This is a genomic window from Variovorax sp. GW821-FHT09D07 (genome assembly GCF_059416345.1).
The window spans coordinates 154,460-172,657 of the sequence record NZ_JBWKOY010000004.1 but is presented as its reverse complement, the minus strand read 5'-3'; the positions used below and the strand labels follow the sequence as shown (position 1 = coordinate 172,657).

Genomic DNA, 18,198 nt, shown 5'->3' with positions numbered 1-18,198 from the left:
CTTTATTGGGGCATCGATTTGCCAATTTGGGACATCGCCAAGACCACGCTTCCCGCCGCCGCCACGCGCCGCAAGAATCCGTTCCATCCCAGCCCCGCACACCCCAGGAGACGCACCATGAACCAGGCCATCCGCTTTCACGAGACCGGCAGCGCCGACGTGCTCAAGCTCGAACACGTCGAGGTCGGCGAGCCCGGCCCGGGCCAGGCGCGCGTGCGCCACAGCCTCATCGCGGTCAACTTCATCGACATCTATTTCCGCACGGGGCGCTATCCGCTCGCACTGCCCAACGGCTTGGGCTCCGACGCCGTGGGCGTGGTCGAAGCCGTGGGAGCGGGCGTGACCGACATCCGCGTGGGTGATCGCGTGGGCTACCTCATCGGGCCGCAGGGTGCGTACTCGCAGGTGCGCGTGATGCCCGCCGATGTGCTGATTCCGCTGCCCGATGGCATCTCGGATCGCACCGCCGCCACGTTGATGATGAAGGGCATGACGGCGCAGTACCTGTTCCGGCAGGTCTATCCATTGAAAGGTGGCGAGACCATCCTGTACCACGCAGCGGCCGGTGGTGTGGGCCTCATCGCCTGTCAGTGGGCGCGTGCCATGGGCGTCACGATGATCGGCACCGTGAGCACCGACGAGAAGGCCGCCGTCGCCAAGGCCAACGGTTGCACGCACACCATCGTGACCTCGCGCGAGAACATCGCCCAGCGCGTGCGCGAGATCACCGACGGCAAGGGCGTTCCCGTCGTGTACGACTCGGTGGGCAAGGACACGCTGGAGGCCTCGCTCGATTGCCTGCAGCCGCGCGGCACGCTCGTGAGCAACGGCACGTCGTCGGGCGCCGTGGTCCTCGACACCAAGCTGTTGGCGGCGAAGGGCTCGATCTGGCTCACGCGGCCCGCGATGGTTCACTACATCCACCCGCGCCCGCACATGCTGTCGATGGCCGACGAACTCTTCGGCCACGTGCTGGCCGGCCGCATCGTGAGCGAGCCGCAGCAGAGCTTCGCACTGGCCGACGCGGCCGAAGCCCACCGCGCCCTCGAAGGTCGCAAGACCACCGGCGCCACCGTGCTCGTGCCCTGAGAGCTACCACGTGCGGACTTGCGATGTCTTCCCTGGTCCGCGCGGCAAGCCTCACCCACTACCGCGAGGTCGCCCGCGCCAGCGGCCTCGACCCGGCGCGCATGCTCCTGGACGCCGGCCTGAGTCCCCGCGTGCTGGACGAGCCCGACCTGATGATCCCGGTCGACCGCGTCGCCGCGCTGCTGCAGGCCTCGGCCGAGCGTTCGGGCAACGAAGCCTTCGGGCTGTGCATGGCCGAGGGGCGGCGGCTGTCGAACCTCGGGGCCGTCGGCCTGCTGGTGCGCGAGCAGCCGACGCTGCGCGATTCGCTCGACGTGCTGATGCGCTACCAGCCGCTGCTCAACGGCTCGCTGTCGCTGATGGTCGAGGCCTTCGGCCAGGTGGTGCTCATCCGCGAGGAAGTGCAGCCCGGCAAGGCGCACCGCGCCACGCGCCAGCGCATCGAACTCGCGCTGGGCGTGATGCTGCGGCTGCTGCGCCAGTTTCTCGGCGCCGACTGGCAGCCCCGGCGCGTGTGCCTGGCGCACCCCGCGCCGCGCGACCTGCGCACGCACCACCGCGTGCTGGGCGCGGCCGTCGCCTTCGACCAGGACTTCCACGGCATCGTCTGCGCGCGCGACGACCTGGACGCGCCCAACCCTTCGGCCGACCCGGCCATGGCGCGCTATGCGCGGCAACTGCTCGACGCGGCGGCGCCTGCGCCCGGCGACGCGCTGCCGGGCGACGTGCGGCGCGCGGTGCTGCTGCTCCTGCCCAGCGGGCGCTGCAGCATCGCGCAGGTGTCGGCGCACGTGGGCGTGGAATGCCGCACGATCCAGCGCCGGCTCGCGCACGACGGGCAGAGCTTCTCGGCCATCGTGAACGACGTGCGCAAGGAGCTCGCCGTGCGCCACGTGCTGGAGGGCGACCGTCCGCTGGCCGAGGTCGCTGGCCTGCTCGGCTTCTGCGCGCCCAGCGGGCTGTCGCGCTGGTTCCATGCGCAGTACGGCTGCAGCGCGAAGGCCAGCCGCGCGCGGCGGGGGGCGCCGCGCCGCGCTTCGGCCTCGCGCGATTGACGTGGAGAATCGGGCCCGTTCTTCCCTCCACGAGCACGAACGAGCCTTGGCCACTTTCCCGCCCCCCGATGCGAGCGGCGCCCCGCGCGACCTGCTGCTCAAGGTGACGCCGCCCCGTGTCCCGCGTCACCTGGTCTCGCGCGCGCGGCTCCTGTCGAGCGCCGACGCGCTGCGCGACCACGCGGTGTGCGTGGTGCAGGCGCCCTCGGGCTTCGGCAAGACCTCGCTGCTGGCGCAGTGGCGGCTGGAGTACCTGGGCCAGGGCGTGCCGGTGGGCTGGGTCTCGGCGCAGAGCCAGGACGACCCGGGCCGGCTGGTGCAGAGCCTGGCGCTGGCGCTGCGCGTCGCCATGGGCCGCCCCGCGTTCGGGCGCAGCCTGTTCCAGGACGACCGGCCCGGCACGCTGGGCAGCGTCACCGCGCTGCTGGCCGAACTGGCGCAGGCGGCCTTGAACGTGGTGCTGGTCATCGACGAGGCCGACCGCCTGCCGCCCGCCTCGCGCGAGGCGCTGGCCTACCTGCTGCGCAACGCGCCGCCCAACGTGCGCACGCTGATCGCCACGCGCCCCGACGGCCGGCTCGACATCGAGGACCTCGTGGCCTACGGCCAGTGCGTGGAGATCGGCCCGGCGCTGCTGAAGTTCAGCCTCGACGAGACGCTGCAGCTGGTGCAGGCGCGCTTCGGCGCGCGCGTCGACCGCAACACCGCCGCCCGGCTGCACGAGCTGACCGAAGGCTGGCCGCTGGGCCTGCAGCTGGCCACGACCATCATCGCGCGCGGGGCCGACGCGCACGCCGCGCACACGGTGCTGGGCGACATGACGGCCGCCGCCGGCGAGCTGCAGGGCGAGCTGGTGCGGCTGCTGCTGGTCAACCTCGACCCCGACGACCGCGACTTCCTGGCCCGCATCGCCGTGCTCGACCTGCTGCACCCCGAGCTGTGCCGCGCGGTCTCCGGCGTCGACGACGCCGCGGCGCGGCTGGCGCGGCTGAGCAACGACACGCCGGTGTTCGCCGCCGCCGAAGGGGGCGAGTGGCTGCGCATGCATGCGCTGGTGCGCGACGTGCTGCGCCAGCGTTTTGCCGCGCTCGACGCCGCCGAGCAGGTGGCGGCGCATGCGCGCGCGGCGCAGTGGCTGGCCGCGCACGAGCTGCTCGACGAGGCCGCCCACCACGCGCTGAGCGCGGGCCAGCACCAGACCGCCTACGAGCTCGCGGAGCGCAGCCTCTACGAATCGCTCATGCGGCGCGGCCGGCAGGCCACGGTGCTCGAGTGGATGGCGCAGATGCCCGCCGACGAACTCGACCGCCGCCCGCGCCTGCTGCTCGCCGCGGCATGGACGCTCGCATCGAGCGAGCGGCACGAAGAAGCCGGCCGCTTCGTGGCGCGCATCCTGGCGCAACCCGATGTGAGCGATGCGCTGCGCTGCGAATGCGCGCTGATCCTCGGCGGCGCCGCCGTGTTCGCGGACGACCCCGACCGCTTCGTCGAACTGCACGCGCCGTGGACCGAGGCCGTGCCGCTGACCGACCCGCTGCTGCTGCAGTCGCATGCCAACCGCATGGCCTACCGCGCGCTGCTCGAGGGCGAGCCAGCGCTCGCGCGCCTGCGCCAGCAGCAGGCCCTGCGCGGGCACCCGGGCCACGGCGTCGACTACATCCGGCGCTGGAGCGAGCTGGTCATCGGCCTGAGCTATGCGTGGGAAGGCCAGGTGCTGCTGGCCGAGCAGCTGCTGCGCCCGGCCGTGGCCGGCGCCGAGGCCGAGATGGGCCGGCGCCACCGCTTCAGCTGCAACCTGGCCGCGCTGCTCGCGTCGGTGGCCTGGGAGCGCGACCTGCCCGGCGACGCCGCCACGCTGCTGGCCGACCGCCTCGACGTGCTGGAGCACAGCGGCCTGCCCGAATCGCTGCTGCAGGCCTACCGCACGGCGGCGCGCATCGCGGCGGCCGAAGGCGCCGAGCACCGCGCGCTGGAACTGCTGGACGCGCTGGACGCGGCCGGTGCCGCGCGGCGCCTGCCGCGGCTGCGCATCGCCAGCCTGGCCGAGCAGGTGCGCCTGCATGCGCAGCGCCACCGCGCCCAGACCTGCCGCGAACTGTGCGAACGCATCGACGCGCAGCTGGCCGACCCCACGCTGCCGCGGGGCCCGCTGTGGCGGCGCAGCGTGGAAGCGCTGCGCGACGTGGCGCGCGCCCATGCGGCCATCGCCGCGCGCGACTGGTCCGACGCCCTCGCGAAGCTGGCGCGTGCCGACGAACAGGCGCGCCAGCGCAAGCAGGGCGGCTTGCACATCGAACTGCTGGGCCTGCGCGCGCTGGCGCTGGAGCGCTGCGGCCAGCCGGCGCAGGCGCTGCTGCGCGAGGCCATGGACCTGGCGCGCGCCTACGGACTGCAGCGCGTGTTCTCCGACGCGCACCCCGAGCTGGGCGCCTGGGTCGGCACGCTCGCGGCCGAGGGCGCGCAGGCCGAGATCGCGGTCGCGCCGCTCGTGCCCACGGTGCCCGCCGTGCCGCCTGCACCCGCGCCTGCGGCACCGGCCTCGCCCGGCGCCGTGCTCACGCCCAAGGAGGGCGAGGTGCTGGTGCTGCTGGCGCGCAACCTGTCGAACAAGGAAATCGGGCGCGCCATGCAGGTGGGCGAAACCACCGTCAAGTGGCATGTGAAGAACCTGTTCGCCAAGCTCGACGCCGGCACGCGCACGCAGGTGGTGCAGCGCGCGCGCATCCTGGGGCTGCTCGCCGCGGGGCACTGAGGGTTTCTCCCTCCCCTCCGGGGCCACCTCCCCCTCCTGCGAGGAGGGGGCGCGCGCAGGGGCCCCGACCTATTCTTGCTTCCAGCACGGTCACCGCCGCACAGCGGCCCTCCTCGACCGGCACAGGAGACAAGACAATGGGTTCCACGATCCAGCCAGGCCTCTCGAACGGGGCCCCCGCCGTGCACACGCGCGGCCTCCAGGTCCACCCCGTGACCTGCGCCATCGGCGCCGAACTGCGCCACGTGTCGCTGGCCGAGGCCTCGCGCGACGCCGGCCTGGCGGCCGAGATCCGCGCGCTGCTGGTGCAGCACAAGGTGCTGTTCTTCCGCCAGCAGGAACTCACGCGCGCCGAGCACGTCACGTTTGCCCGCCACTTCGGCGAGCTCGAGGACCACCCCGTGGTCGGCAGCGACCCCGAGCACCCGGGCCTGGTGCGCATCTACAAGAACCCCGAGACGCCGGTCGACCGCTACGAGAACAGCTGGCACACCGACGCCACCTGGCGCGAGAAGCCGCCCTTCGGCTGCGTGCTGCGTTGCGTCGAATGCCCGCCGGTGGGCGGCGACACCATGTGGGCCAACATGGCGCTGGCCTTCGAGAAGCTGCCCGCGCACATCCAGCAGCAGATCGCGGGGCTGCGCGCGCGCCACAGCATCGAGGCCACCTTCGGGGCCGCGATGCCGATCGAGAAGCGCCTGGCGCTGAAGGCCCAGTTTCCCGACGCCGAGCACCCGGTGGTGCGCACGCACCCCGACACGGGCGAGAAGATTTTGTTCGTCAACGGCTTCACGACCCACTTCACCAACTTCCACACGCCGGCCAACGTGCGCTACGGGCAGGACTACCAGCCCGGCGCCGCCCTGCTGCTGGCCTACCTCGTGAGCCAGGTGCAGATCCCCGAGTACCAGGTGCGCTGGCGCTGGCAGCCGGGCGACGTGGCCATGTGGGACAACCGTTCGACCCAGCACTACGCGGTCATGGACTACCCGCCCTGCCATCGAAAGATGGAACGCGCCGGCATCGTCGGCGAAGCGGTCTTCTGAGCGGGCACGTCCTGCGCCCTCTCCCTTCCTTCTTCCTTTCTCCCGAGGTCCTGCCATGAACTTTCTCGACGGCCATCTGTTCCCCGAAAACCAGCAACCGCTGGTCATCACCGCCGCGCCCTACGCACCGTCGTGGGTGCCCGCCGACTTTCCGGAAGACATTCCCGTCACCATGGCGCAGCAGATCCAGAAGGCGGTCGATTGCTACAACGCCGGCGCCACGGTGCTGCACCTGCATGTGCGCGAGCTCGACGGCAAGGGCAGCAAGCGCCTGTCCAAGTTCAACGAGTTGATCGCCGGCGTGCGCGCACGCGTGCCCGAAATGATCATCCAGGTGGGCGGCTCGATCAGCTTCGCGCCCGAGAGCGAAGGCGCCGCCGCCAAGTGGCTCAGCGACGACACGCGCCACATGCTGGCCGAGCTGGAGCCCACGCCCGACCAGGTGACGGTGACCATCAACACCTCGCAGATGAACGTGGTCGAGCACTGGGACGACGCCGACACCCGGGGCACTTCGATGGAAGACCCCGAGGTCTACCGCGCCTACAAGGAAATGACCGTGCCCGCGCAGCCGGGCTGGGCCGAGGAGCACATCCGCCGCCTCACCAAGGCGGGCATCCAGAGCGCCTTCCAGTGCTACAACATCAACAGCTTCGACTCGGTCGAGCGGCTGATGCGCCGCGGCGTCTACAAGGGCCCGCTGGTCATGAACTGGGTGGCCATCGGCGGCGGCATGGACGTGCCCAACATCTACAGCCTGGCCAACTTCGTGCGCGCCGTGCCCGACGGCGCCGTGCTCACGGTGGAAAGCTCCATGCGCAACGTGCTGCCCGTGAACATGATGGGCATCGCCATGGGCCTGCACGTGCGCTGCGGCATCGAGGACAACCTCTGGAACCAGTCGCGCTCCGCCAAGATGGGCACGGTGGCGCAGGTCGAGCAGCTGGTGGCCATCTCGCGCCAGTTCGGGCGCCCCATCGCCACCGCCAAGCAGGCGCGCGAGATTTCGAAGATCGGCGTGTTCTACGACACCGTCGAGGAATCGCTGGCGGCCAACGGCTTCGCGCCGAACCGCAACGGCGCGCAGCAGGGCTTCCTGCGCAAGGCGGCCTGAGCACCGCACACCCCCGGCACCGGAACACCTGGAGACATCGCGATGAAAAAAACCCACAACATCCTTCGCCGCCTGAAGCCCTGGGCAGCCGCCCTGGCCGCCGCGCCCCTGCTCGCCCATGCCTGGACCACCAAGCCGGTGCGGATCGTGGTGCCGGCGCCCGCGGGCGGCACCATGGACGTCGTGGCGCGCGTGTTGTCCGACGCCATTTCGGCCGAGATCGGGCAGCCGGTGATCGTCGACAACAAGCCGGGCGCCGGTGGCGCCATCGGGGTGCAGGCGCTCAACAGCGCACCGCCCGACGGGCAGACCATCATGTTCATGGTCAGCAACATCCTGACCGAGATTCCCCTGGTGATGAAGACCAGCTTCGACCCGGTCAAGGACGTGAAGCCGGTGACCATGGTGGCGCGCTCGGCGATGGTGCTGGTGAGCGCGCCGTCGGTGCCAGCCAACGACCTGAAGGGACTCATCGCCTACCTGAAGACCGGCAAGGGCAGCCCGGGCAGCTACGCCTCGTACTCCGCGGGAACCAGCTCGCACTACGCCGGCGCCATCTTTGCCCGCAAGGCGGGGCTGGACCTGCAGCACGTGCCGTTCCCGGGCTCGCCGCCGGCGCTGCAGAACCTGATGGGCAGCCAGGTCGACATCCTGTTCGACGGCATCGTCACGTCGCTGCCGCTGATCAAGGCCGGCAAGGTGAAGGTCTTCGGGGTCGGGGCCAAGACCCGGCTGGCCCAGCTGCCGGAGGTGCCCACGATGGCCGAGCAGGGCTTCGACGAGATCGACTTCTCGAACTGGGCCGGCGCCATCGTGTCGGCCAGGATGCCCGACGACCTCGTCAAGCGGATCAATGCGGTCCTCACCAAGGCCGCCTCCTCGCCGAAGGTGCGGGAGCGGCTCATCGCGCAGAACTTCGTGCCGATGACCAGCGAGAGCCCCGAGCAGCTCGCGAAGATCACGCACGACGAGTACGAGCGCAACGCGCGGATCGTCAAGACCTACAACATCCAGCTCAACCAGTGAGGGTGCAGGCCGACATGACTGCTCCCACCGTCCTCATCGTTCCGGGCCTGCGCGACGCCGTCGCCAGCCACTGGCAGACCCTGCTCGCCGCACGCCTGCCGCGCGTGCGCGCGGTGCCGCCCATGGGCCGCGACGACCTCGACTGCGCCGCGCGCGTGGCGGCCATCGAGCGCGAGGCGCAGGCGGTCGAGGGGCCGCTGGTCATCGTGGCGCACAGCGGCGGCGTGGTGATGCTGGCGCACTGGGCGCAGCGCACGCGCCGGCCGGTGCGCGGCGCCCTGCTGGCCACGCCGCCCGACTTCGAACGGCCGATGCCCGAGGGCTACCCCAGCGTCGAGGCCCTGCGCGCCGGCGGCTGGCTGCCGGTGCCCAGCGGGCCGCTGCCGTTCCCGAGCATCGTGGCGGCCAGCCGCAACGACCCGCTGGCGCCGTTCGATCGCGTGGTGCAGATGGCGCAGGGCTGGGGCAGCCGGCTGGTCGACCTCGGCGAGGTCGGCCACCTCAACCCCGCCTCGGGCTACGGCGAATGGCCGGGCGCGCAGGCCTTCATCGACGAACTCTCGGCGGGCTGAGCCCTTTCTGCCCGCCTGCCCTTTACACCGAAAGAAATTCCCATGGTCCAAGCCATCCGCTTCCACGAGACCGGCAGCGCCGACGTGCTCAAGCTCGAACACGTCGAGGTCGGCGAGCCCGGCCCCGGCCAGGCGCGCGTGCGCCACAGCCTCATCGCCGTCAACTTCATCGACATCTATTTCCGCACCGGGCGCTATCCGCTCGCACTGCCCAACGGGCTCGGTTCCGATGCCGTGGGTGTGGTCGAGGCCGTGGGGCCGGGCGTGACCGACATCCGCGTGGGTGATCGCGTGGGTTACCTCATCGGGCCGCAAGGGGCGTACTCGCAAGTGCGTGTGATGCCGGCCGATGTGTTGATCCCGCTGCCCGATGGCATCTCCGATCGCACCGCTGCCACGCTGATGATGAAGGGCATGACGGCGCAGTACCTGTTCCGGCAGGTCTATCCACTGAAGGGTGGCGAGACGATCCTGTACCACGCAGCCGCCGGTGGTGTGGGCCTCATCGCCTGTCAGTGGGCACGCGCCATGGGCGTCACGATGATCGGCACCGTCAGCACCGACGAGAAAGCCGCCGTCGCCAAGGCCAACGGCTGCACGCACACCATCGTGACCTCGCGCGAAAACATCGCCCAGCGCGTGCGCGAGATCACCGAGGGCAAGGGCGTGCCCGTGGTGTACGACTCGGTGGGCAAGGACACGCTCGAGGCCTCGCTCGACTGCCTGCAGCCGCGCGGCACGCTCGTGAGCAACGGCACGTCTTCTGGCGCCGTGGTTCTCGACACCAAGCTGTTGGCCGCGAAGGGCTCGATCTGGCTCACGCGGCCCGCGATGGTTCACTACATCCACCCGCGCCCGCACATGCTGTCGATGGCCGACGAACTCTTCGGCCACGTGCTGGCCGGCCGCATCGTGAGCGAACCGCAGCAGAGCTTCGCACTGGCCGACGCCGCCGAGGCACACCGCGCGCTCGAAGGGCGCAAGACCACCGGCGCCACCGTGCTCGTCCCCTGAGGTTTCCATGACCGCCTTGTCTGTCGCCGCATGGCCGGCGCGCGGCCGCCTGCTCTTTCCGGGCGTGCTCGCCTGCGCGGTGGTCGCCGCCGCGTCCACCTTTCTGTCGCAGCACTACGGTGCGCCGGTGATGCTGTTCGCGCTCATCCTCGGCATGGCGATGAACTTCCTTTCGGCCGAGGGCCCGTGCAAGCCCGGCATCGAGTTCACCGCGCGCCACGTGCTGCGCTGGGGCGTGGCGCTGCTGGGGCTGCGCATCACGGCCGCGCAGGTGGTGGCGCTGGGCTGGCACCCGGTGCTGCTGGTGGCGGTGTCGCTGGTGCTGACCATCGGCGTGTCGATGGTCGTGGCGCGGCTGATGGGCTTCAACGTGCTGTTCGGCCTGCTCAGCGGCGGCGCCACCGCGATCTGCGGCGCCTCGGCCGCGCTGGCGCTGGCCGCGGCGCTGCCGCCGCATCCGCTGAAGGAACGCGCCACGCTGTTCACGGTGGTGGGCGTGTCGGCGCTGTCGACGCTCACGATGATCGCCTACCCCCTGATCGCGCGCGCCCTGGGCATGGACGCGCACACGGCCGGCGTGTTCCTGGGCGCCACCATCCACGACGTGGCGCAGGTGGTGGGCGCGGGCTACGGCATATCGCAGGCCACGGGCGACACGGCCACGCTGGTCAAGCTGATGCGCGTGGCGGCGCTGCTGCCGGTGATCCTGTTCGCCGTGATGTTCACGCGCGCCACCGGCAAGGCCGTGGGCGGCCAGCGCCCGCCGCTGCTGCCGTGGTTCGCGGTGGCCTTCGCCGCGCTGGTGGCGCTCAATAGCACGGGCTGGCTACCGCCGCCCCTCGCCACCGCGGGCAGCGACCTGTCGCGCTGGTTCCTGGTGGCGGCCATGGCCGGCATCGGCATGAAGACGCAGCTGCGCGAGCTGGTCGACGTGGGCCTCAAGCCGGTGATGCTGATGGTCGGCGAGACCGTCTTCATCGCCGCGCTGGTGCTCGCGCTGCTGCGCTGGGTGCCCTGACACACAGCCCCCACGACGACAGAGACGACAACACACACAACAACCAGGAGACAAGACCATGAAGAAGAAGACCCTCATCGCCGCCGCAGCCGCGACCCTTGCTGCCGGCAGCGCCCTCGCCCAATCCTCGCTCACGCTGTTCGGCGTGATGGACGCGGGCGTGAGCCACTACCGCACCACCAGCAGTTCGTACAACCCGCTGCGCCCGGCCGAGCTGCGCCAGAGCCAGACCGTGCTGTCGCCCTCGGGCAATGCGTCGAGTCGCATCGGCTTTCGCGGCACCGAGGACCTGGGCGGCGGGCTGGCCGCGAGCTTCTGGCTGGAAGCGCCGCTGAGCAACGACACGGGCAGCGGCATCACGAACTTCGGACGCCGCTCCACGCTGAGCCTCAGCGGGCCCTTCGGTGAAGTGCGCCTGGGCCGCGACTACACGGCCTCGTTCTGGAACGACGCGGTGTTCGACCCCTTCAGCGTCAACGGCGTGGGCACCAACCTGATCGCGGTGGTCAACAGCAACATCGCGGCCTCGCGCGCGCTGGCCACGGGCGGCCTGCTGAACGGCGGGCTCTCGGCCGGCACCGACAGCTACCTGCGCACGAGCAACGCCATCAGCTACTTCCTGCCGCCGAACCTGGGCGGCTTCTACGGCCAGGTGCAGTACGCGCTGCACGAGAACACCAAGGTCAGCAACACGCCCGACAGCCCTTCGCAGCGCGGGCGCTACGTGGGCGGGCGCATCGGCTGGGCCAGCGGCCCGGCCGACGTGGCGCTGGGCTACGGCGAGAGCACGCTGGCCAGCGCCGCCGCGCAGAGCGAGAAGATCAAGAGCCTGAACCTGGGCGCCTCGTACGACTTCGGCGTGGTGAAGGTGTTCGGCGAGTGGTCGCGCGTGCGCGACGTGCGCCACAGCGCCGCGCCCTTCGCGAACGGCGCGCTGCATCTGAGCGACCGCTACGACGGCCTCATGGCCGGCGTGAACGTGCCGCTGGGCGCGGGCGTGGTGCGCGCCTCGTATGCACGCGTGCGCTTCGTCAACGGCCTGGGCCTGCCCGACGGCAACTCGTCGGTCAACAAGCTGGCGCTGGGCTACGTGCACAACCTCTCCAAGCGCACGGCGCTGTATGCCTCGGTGGCGCGCATCCACATCGCCAACGGCCGCAACAACCCGACGGTGATGGGCGTGACGCCGCTGGTGCTGAGCCTGCCGGCGATCTTCCCGCAGCCGGCCTACGCGACCACCAACGGCATGCAGCCGCACCGCGCGCTGGGCTACGACGTTGGTATTCGCATGACGTTCTGAGCGCCTGACAACAGCGGCGGCGCCCCCGCGCCGTCGCTTCGGTGTGGCACGATCCACGGATGCTTCAACCGTCCCGCCGCATCCCGTACCGCACCTGGCCGGGCGCGCTCGCGATCCTCCTGGCCATTGCCGCGTACGTCGGCGGCCTCACCTTCTGGAACAACCACACGCCCGGCAGCCGGCCGCTGCCCGCGGGCGAGACGGTGTCGGTCGCCCACGCGCGCTTCGAGCCCGCGCCGGGCTGGCAGATGGACGTGTCGCGCTCCAAGGCCGGCCAGTCGCTCATGCTCTTCAAGGGCGGCCACAAGTTCCTCGTGACCACGCGCCTGTGGATGGGCGGGCCCGACGGCCCGATGGTGCGCCAGCAACGGCTCATGGAGCGCGGCCAGGGCCTGACCGTCGAGGGCGACGTGTCCGACTTCGTCACCGGCTGGGGCCTGCAGGGCAAGACCTTCGCCTACTACGGCGCCAAGCTCGCCGGCCGCTTCTGGCAGGTGGTCGACACGCCGCGCCGCTCGCTGGTGCAGATCGACGTGTACGGCCCCACCGACGGCTTCAACGAAGCGCTGGCCGACGCCCGCAGGATGCTCGACTCGATGGACCTGGAGGCACCGCTGTGAGCACCACCACCGAAGCCACCGAAACCACAGTTGCCACGCAGGAAGACGCCGACTGGCCCATCGGCACCGACTCGTTCTTCCAGCCGCAGCGCGCCGCCTTCTGGCTGCTGGCGGCGCTGATCCTCAACGGGCTGTTCTACACGGTGTCGATGTTCTCGCTGGGCTTTCGCGTGGTGCCCGTCACCGCGCTGCTGGGCCTGCTGGTGTGGGGCGGCTACACGGCGGCCTTCGTGCTGTTTTTCCGCACGCTCGACCTGCTGGAGCAGCACCCGCCCGAAGCCTACGTGCTGGCCTTTGCGTGGGGCGGGCTGGGCGCGGTGTACTTCGCGGCGCCGGCCAACATTGCCATCCAGAGCCTGTGCGCCAAGCTGGTGTCGCCGGAGTTCGTGGCGGCGTGGGGGCCGGCCATCGCGGGGCCGATCACCGAAGAATTCCTGAAGCTCGCGGGCGTGATCCTGCTGGTGCTGATCGCGCGCAACCAGTTCGAAACGTATCTGTCGGTGCTGATCGTCGGCGCCATGGCCGGGCTGGGCTTCCAGGTGATCGAGAACCTGAGCTACACGGTGAACAGCGCCGTGAACTTCCCGCTCGAGAACCAGGTGTACCCGGTGCTCTACCACCTGCTGATGCGCGGGCTGCTGAGCGGGCTGTGGAGCCACGCGGCCTACACGACCATCGCCTCGTTCGGCGTGGCGTGGTTCCTGCTGAACCCGCAGCGTTCGATGGCGGCGCGCATCGGCTGCGCCCTCTTCTACTTCGCGCTGGCGTGGGCGATGCATTTCATCTGGAACTCGCCGCTGCTCGAAGACCGCTTCGACGACGGCTTTGTCGGCATCGCGCTGCTGCTGATCGTCAAGGGCATTCCGGTGGTGATCGCCGCCGCCTTCGTCTGGCGCGCCGCCGCACGCGAGAACGGCACCTACCTGCACGCGCTGGCGGCCTACTTCGTGCCCGAACGCGAGCTGATCCGCGACGACGAATGGGTGCGCCTGGGCGCGCCGCTGCTGCGCTACCGCGTGCGCCGCGACATGGGCAAGGAATTCGGCAAGCGCGCCCGGCGCCTGAAGGCACAGCTGCAGCGCGAGCAGCTGCGGCTCATCCTGAAGGCCGGCACGCACGGGCGCGGGCCGCAGACGCGGCGCCATGAAGTCGCGGTGCGGCGCCTGCGGGCCGAGCTCGATCTGCTCACCCGGCTGCAGGGCTGAAGGCCCGCTCCGCTTACTTCGCCGGCAGGTACAGGCGCGGATCGACGGCCTTGCCGCGGTAGCGGATCTCGAAGTGCAGCTTGGCGCGGCCGCCCTCCGCCGGGCCGATCTCGGCGATCTTCTGGCCGCGCTGCACGCGCTGGCCCTGCTTCACGCCCACGGTGCCCACGTTGGTGTAGATCGACATGTAGGAGCCGCCGTGGTCGACCATGATGACGCTGCCGTAGCCGCGCATCGTCTCCGTCGCAGCCACCGAGCCGGCGCCGATGGCATGCACGGGCTCGCCGCTGCTGCCGCCGATGTCCAGGCCCTTGTTGCTGTTGCCGTTGAAGCCGGCGATGACCGCGCCTTGCGTCGGCCAGCCCCAGTCGCTGCGCCGCGACGCGGGCGGCACCACGGGATCGCGCTCGCGGGGTGCGGGCGTGGGCTTGGCTTTTTCGGCACTGCCGCTGCCGCCGCTGCTGCGCGGCGGGGGCGTGGCGGCTCCCGTCGCGGCGCCGCCGGGCGGCACCACGCGCAGCACCTGCCCGGCTTCGAGCTGGTCGGGGTCCTTGATCTGGTTCCAGCGGGCGATCTCGGCCGTCGTCCGGCCGTGCCGCTGCGCGATGCGGTAGAGCGTGTCGCCCGTCTGCACGACGTACTCGCCGGGGCCCGCCACCGGCGTGCTGGGCGTGGTGGAGCATGCGCCCACCAGCAATGCCGCCGTCAACGCGGCGCACGCGCCCCATCTTCTCCCTGTCACAACCACGCGCTGAGTCCTTTCTGATTCATCCGGATCGCGCGACCTCGCGGGGCGAGGCGCGCCTGAACAATCCGGCAAGGCTACCAGCAGTCGTTGCGCGGACATTGCGTCCGCGGGAGCGTCCCTATTTCTTCGGCTGCAGCAGCTGCTGCAGGTTGGCCATGTTCTCGTTCAGGCGGTCCTGCACCACCTTCCAGCTGTTGTTGCGCGCCTGCGCTTCCAGCTGCGCCAGTTCGCGGAAGTTGTCGACGGCCTGCTGCACGCCGCGCTGCGCGACCTCGGCCTGTTTGGAGATCGCGTCCTTGCCGGTGGCGTCCTTCAGTGCGTCCTGCCACTGGGCCAGCGTGTCGCGCAGGATCTCGCCGCGCCGCTGCGCCAGCGACTGGATGCCCTCGTAGGCCTGCCGGTTGGCCTCGGCCAGCGCCTCCATGTCCTTGCGCTGCCATTCCACGAGCGCGCCGACGTCCACGCCGGGCAGCTTGAGCTGCTCGATCAGCTTGCTGAAGTCTTCCATCGACGGCAGCGCCGTGGGAAAGAGCGGGTTGGCGTTGGCTGCGGTCTTGCTGGTTGCCATGGATCGAATCTCCTTGTGTGAATGAAATAGCGGGTAACAAAAAAATCAGGCCGGCGCGAACTGCGTGCGCCCGGCGGCGGCGGGCCGCATCACGCGCAGCAGCACCACGCCGGACAGCAGCCACAGCCCGATCGCCAGGAACATGCTGTTGTCCGAGCTGCCGGTGGCGGTGGTGATCCACGCGGTGATCACCGGCATCACGGCGGGCCCGAGGTTGCCCAGGCTGCTGATCAGCGCGATGCCGCCGGCCGCCGACTTGCGCGGCAGGTACTCGCTGATGGCCGCGAAGAAGATCGGCGTGTTGGCCGACTGGCCGATGCTCATCACCGCCAGGCCCGCCAGCGCCAGCACCAGGTTGCCGCCGCTGAAGACGGCCACCAGCAGGCCCGCCGAGGCCAGCGCCACGCAGAAGAAGAAGTGCTTGCGCCGCTCCAGGTGCTTGTCGGAGCTGCGCCCGATGAACACCATGCCGACAGCACCGAAGACCGCCGGGATGGCCGACAGCAGGCCGACCATGAACACGTCGCCCACGCCCCAGTTCTTGATGAGCGTGGGCACCAGGAACACCAGCGTGTAGTTGGCGCCCAGGAACAGGAAGTACACGAAGGCCATCGTGAACACCTTGGGGTCGCGCAGCAGTGCCCAGAACGAACCGTGCGACGCGGTCTCCACGGCATGCGGCTCGTTGTCCAGGTGGTGGCGCAGCGCGAGCTTCTCGGACGGCGTGAGCCAGCCGGCCTGCTCGGGCTTGTCCTTGAGGTAGAAGAACGCGACGATGCCCAGCACCGAGGCCGGCAGCCCCTGCACCACGAACAGCCACTGCCAGCCGTGGTGGCCGCCCAGGCCGTTCATGTACTTCATGATCCAGCCCGACAGCGGGCCGGCCAGCAGGTAGCCGATGGCCGTGGCCGTCATGAAGATCGAGATCACCTTGCAGCGCCGCGCCGAGGGGTACCAGTAGGTGAGGTACAGGATGATCCCCGGGAAGAAGCCTGCCTCGAACGCGCCCAGCAGGAAGCGCAGCACGTAGAACTGCGTGGTGGTCTCCACGAACATCATGGCCGAGGCCACGAGCCCCCAGCAGAACATGATGCGCAGCAGCGTCTTGCGCGCGCCGATCTTCTCGAGCATGAGGTTGCTTGGCACCTCGAAGAGGAAGTAGCCGATGAAGAAGATGCCCGCGCCCAGCGCATAGGCCTCGTTGCTGAAGGCCAGCGTCTGCTTCATCTGCAGCTGCGCAAAGCCGATGTTGATGCGGTCGATGAAGGCGACGATGTAGCAGAGGATCAACAGCGGCAGCAGGTGCCAGCTGACCTTCGAAAACAAAGCCTCGTCCGCCGCGTTGTACGGCGCGCGGGCGGGGGCCTGCGCAGAAGTGGGGGTCATGGTCTTGCTTTCCTTTGGGGTCGGTCGGTGAAGGAATCGGCGGGAAGGCTAGGCAGCGGCGGCAGCGCGCTTGCCCTTGGCAGGCGCGGCCGGCTTGCGCGGCGCGCGGGGCTTCTTGCTGGCGGGTGCGGCCGCTGCAGCGGTGGCACGCGGCTTGGCGGCGGCCGGCGCCTTCGCGCGGCGCGGGGCCTTGGCGGGCACGACCTCGGCTGGCGCCTCTTTCGCGACCGCCGGCTTGGCCGCGCTCTCGACGCTGGGCAGCCGCTCGATCTGCCGCAGCGCCGCGCGCAGGTGGCCGATCAGCTCGTACGACTCTTCCTGCGACAGGATGCGTCGGCAGGCCGTGAGGCCGAAGTCGAGCGAGCCCGCGTAGCTCTGCACCGTGATGTTGAGCGCGCTGCCGTGGTACGGGATCGACACGGGGTAGAAGTGCATCATCCGCGCGCCCGCCACATAGAGCGTGGCGCCCGGCCCCGGCACGTTCGAGATCAGCACGTTGGCCGCGGGCGGCACGCGGCGCGCCAGGTTGGAGCGCCCGTACAGCGACGCCAGGCTGGTCATGAGCCAGGGCGAACCGGTGATCGGCATGTCCACGCCGAGCACGGGCTTGAGCTCGCGCACCACGGCCTTGGCCGCCTCCGACGAGGCATGGATCGCCTTGAAGCGCTCGGCCGCGTCGCCGATGTCGGTCGCCAGGTCGACGCGCACCATCGACACCTGGTTGTTCATCGAGTCGTCGCCCTCGGCGCGCAGGCTCACGGGCACGCCGGCGATCAGCGCTTCTTTCGGCAGCAGGTTGCGCTCCTTCAGGAAGCGGGCCAGCGCCTCGCTGCACATCGCCATCACGATGGTGTTGACGGTGCCGCCCACGCGCTTGCCCAGCGCCTTGAGCTCGTCGAAGGGCAGCGACATCGTGCTGTACGAGCGCTGGTTGGTGATGGCGTCGTTGAACATGCTCTTGGGCGCCATGCCCAGGCTCAGGCGGCGCTCGCCCTTGCCGGTCTGCTGGCTCGCCAGCACGCTGCCGGCCGCCGTGAGCGCGCGCGCGGCCGCCGGCAGCAGCTCGGCGAGCTTGCGGTACTGGCGCGCCGAGTTCGACACCGCCGCCTGCAGCAGCTCGGCCACGCCGAGCTGGTAGTGGCTGCCGCTGCCGCGCTTGCGGCGCGCGGGCGGCACCTCGCGCATCTGCGCCGTGGTGTCGTAGAGCACCTTGGCCAGCTCGGTGCCGGCCTTGCCGTCGACGCCGCTGTGGTGGGCCTTGGTGTAGAAGGCCACCTGGCCGTTCTCCAGGCCTTCGATGACGTACATCTCCCAGAGCGGGCGGCTGCGGTCGAGCAGGCTGGAATGCAGGCGCGCCACGAGGTGGTGCAGCTGCTCCATGGTGCCGGGGCGGCGCAGCGTGAGGCTGCGCACGTGGTAGTCCAGGTCGATGTCGTCGTCGTCGATCCACACCGGCTCGGCCAGCTCGAAGGGCATCTGCGCGAGCTTGCGCGTGAGCACCGACGCCAGGTGCAGCCGCTTGCCCAGCATGCCCTTCACGTCTTCGTAGTAGTCGCCCCGGTAGCCCTCGGGCAGGTCCAGGAGCATGAGGCTGCCGACGTGCATCGGCGTCTCGGGAGTTTCAAGGTGCAGGAACGACGCGTCCATGCTGCTCAGGTGGTCCATGGCGTGGCCTCTTTCGTCGG

16 protein-coding genes are annotated in these 18,198 nt (G+C 70.4%); 12 read left to right on the top strand and 4 right to left on the bottom strand.

Going from position 1 to position 18,198, the window contains the following annotated elements; translation table 11 throughout:
- Positions 1-117: 117 nt before the first annotated feature.
- From AC07OX_RS16475 to AC07OX_RS16420, 12 genes are all read left to right on the top strand, one after another.
- A complete protein-coding gene (locus AC07OX_RS16475) occupies positions 118-1,089 on the top strand; it encodes a quinone oxidoreductase family protein (protein WP_495261164.1) in 972 nt (323 codons plus the stop codon).
- A 23-nt stretch (positions 1,090-1,112) separates the two neighbouring features.
- Positions 1,113-2,144 (top strand): AraC family transcriptional regulator, encoded by a 1,032-nt coding sequence (locus AC07OX_RS16470; protein ID WP_495261165.1) that lies wholly within the window; start codon positions 1,113-1,115, stop codon positions 2,142-2,144.
- 46 nt (positions 2,145-2,190) lie between these two features.
- Positions 2,191-4,896, top strand: a complete 2,706-nt coding sequence (locus AC07OX_RS16465) for a winged helix-turn-helix domain-containing protein (RefSeq protein WP_495261166.1) — start codon at positions 2,191-2,193, stop codon at positions 4,894-4,896.
- A gap of 137 nt (positions 4,897-5,033) precedes the next feature.
- Positions 5,034-5,942 carry a TauD/TfdA dioxygenase family protein gene (locus AC07OX_RS16460; protein ID WP_495261167.1) on the top strand — a complete coding sequence of 303 codons (909 nt, stop codon included), beginning with the start codon at positions 5,034-5,036 and terminating at the stop codon, positions 5,940-5,942.
- Positions 5,943-5,997: 55 nt separating this feature from the next.
- Positions 5,998-7,056, top strand: coding sequence for a beta-keto acid cleavage family enzyme (locus AC07OX_RS16455; RefSeq protein ID WP_495261168.1), 1,059 nt, complete (start codon positions 5,998-6,000; stop codon positions 7,054-7,056).
- A gap of 42 nt (positions 7,057-7,098) precedes the next feature.
- Complete coding sequence (locus tag AC07OX_RS16450) at positions 7,099-8,082, top strand: tripartite tricarboxylate transporter substrate binding protein (protein WP_307587191.1); 984 nt, start codon at positions 7,099-7,101, stop codon at positions 8,080-8,082.
- A gap of 14 nt (positions 8,083-8,096) precedes the next feature.
- Positions 8,097-8,654, top strand: coding sequence for an RBBP9/YdeN family alpha/beta hydrolase (locus AC07OX_RS16445; protein ID WP_487849125.1), 558 nt, complete (start codon positions 8,097-8,099; stop codon positions 8,652-8,654).
- A 42-nt stretch (positions 8,655-8,696) separates the two neighbouring features.
- Positions 8,697-9,668, top strand: coding sequence for a quinone oxidoreductase family protein (locus tag AC07OX_RS16440; RefSeq protein WP_139702679.1), 972 nt, complete (start codon positions 8,697-8,699; stop codon positions 9,666-9,668).
- A gap of 7 nt (positions 9,669-9,675) precedes the next feature.
- Entirely contained in the window at positions 9,676-10,686 is a 1,011-nt protein-coding gene (locus tag AC07OX_RS16435) for a YeiH family protein (RefSeq protein WP_495261169.1), read from the top strand.
- A gap of 58 nt (positions 10,687-10,744) precedes the next feature.
- Entirely contained in the window at positions 10,745-11,986 is a 1,242-nt protein-coding gene (locus tag AC07OX_RS16430) for a porin (RefSeq protein WP_495261170.1), read from the top strand.
- Positions 11,987-12,045: 59 nt separating this feature from the next.
- Positions 12,046-12,606 carry a hypothetical protein gene (locus tag AC07OX_RS16425; protein ID WP_062482400.1) on the top strand — a complete coding sequence of 187 codons (561 nt, stop codon included), beginning with the start codon at positions 12,046-12,048 and terminating at the stop codon, positions 12,604-12,606.
- A complete protein-coding gene (locus tag AC07OX_RS16420; RefSeq protein WP_495261171.1) occupies positions 12,603-13,811 on the top strand; it encodes a PrsW family intramembrane metalloprotease in 1,209 nt (402 codons plus the stop codon). Before AC07OX_RS16425 ends, AC07OX_RS16420 begins: the two co-directional genes overlap by 4 nt.
- A 13-nt stretch (positions 13,812-13,824) precedes the next feature.
- On the opposite strand, the gene AC07OX_RS16415 is transcribed toward AC07OX_RS16420, so the two are convergent.
- The 4 genes from AC07OX_RS16415 to AC07OX_RS16400 all read right to left on the bottom strand — a co-directional run bounded on the left by AC07OX_RS16415 (position 13,825) and on the right by AC07OX_RS16400 (position 18,178).
- The gene (locus AC07OX_RS16415; RefSeq protein ID WP_495261172.1) at positions 13,825-14,502 is read right to left on the bottom strand and encodes a peptidoglycan DD-metalloendopeptidase family protein; all 678 of its coding nucleotides are present in this window, start codon (positions 14,500-14,502) and stop codon (positions 13,825-13,827) included.
- Positions 14,503-14,677: 175 nt separating this feature from the next.
- Entirely contained in the window at positions 14,678-15,127 is a 450-nt protein-coding gene (phaP, locus tag AC07OX_RS16410) for a TIGR01841 family phasin (protein ID WP_062482377.1), read from the bottom strand.
- 45 nt (positions 15,128-15,172) lie between these two features.
- Complete coding sequence (locus tag AC07OX_RS16405; protein WP_495261173.1) at positions 15,173-16,513, bottom strand: MFS transporter; 1,341 nt, start codon at positions 16,511-16,513, stop codon at positions 15,173-15,175.
- Between the two features lie 48 nt (positions 16,514-16,561).
- Positions 16,562-18,178 (bottom strand): wax ester/triacylglycerol synthase family O-acyltransferase, encoded by a 1,617-nt coding sequence (locus AC07OX_RS16400; protein ID WP_495261174.1) that lies wholly within the window; start codon positions 18,176-18,178, stop codon positions 16,562-16,564.
- Positions 18,179-18,198 lie beyond the last annotated feature (20 nt).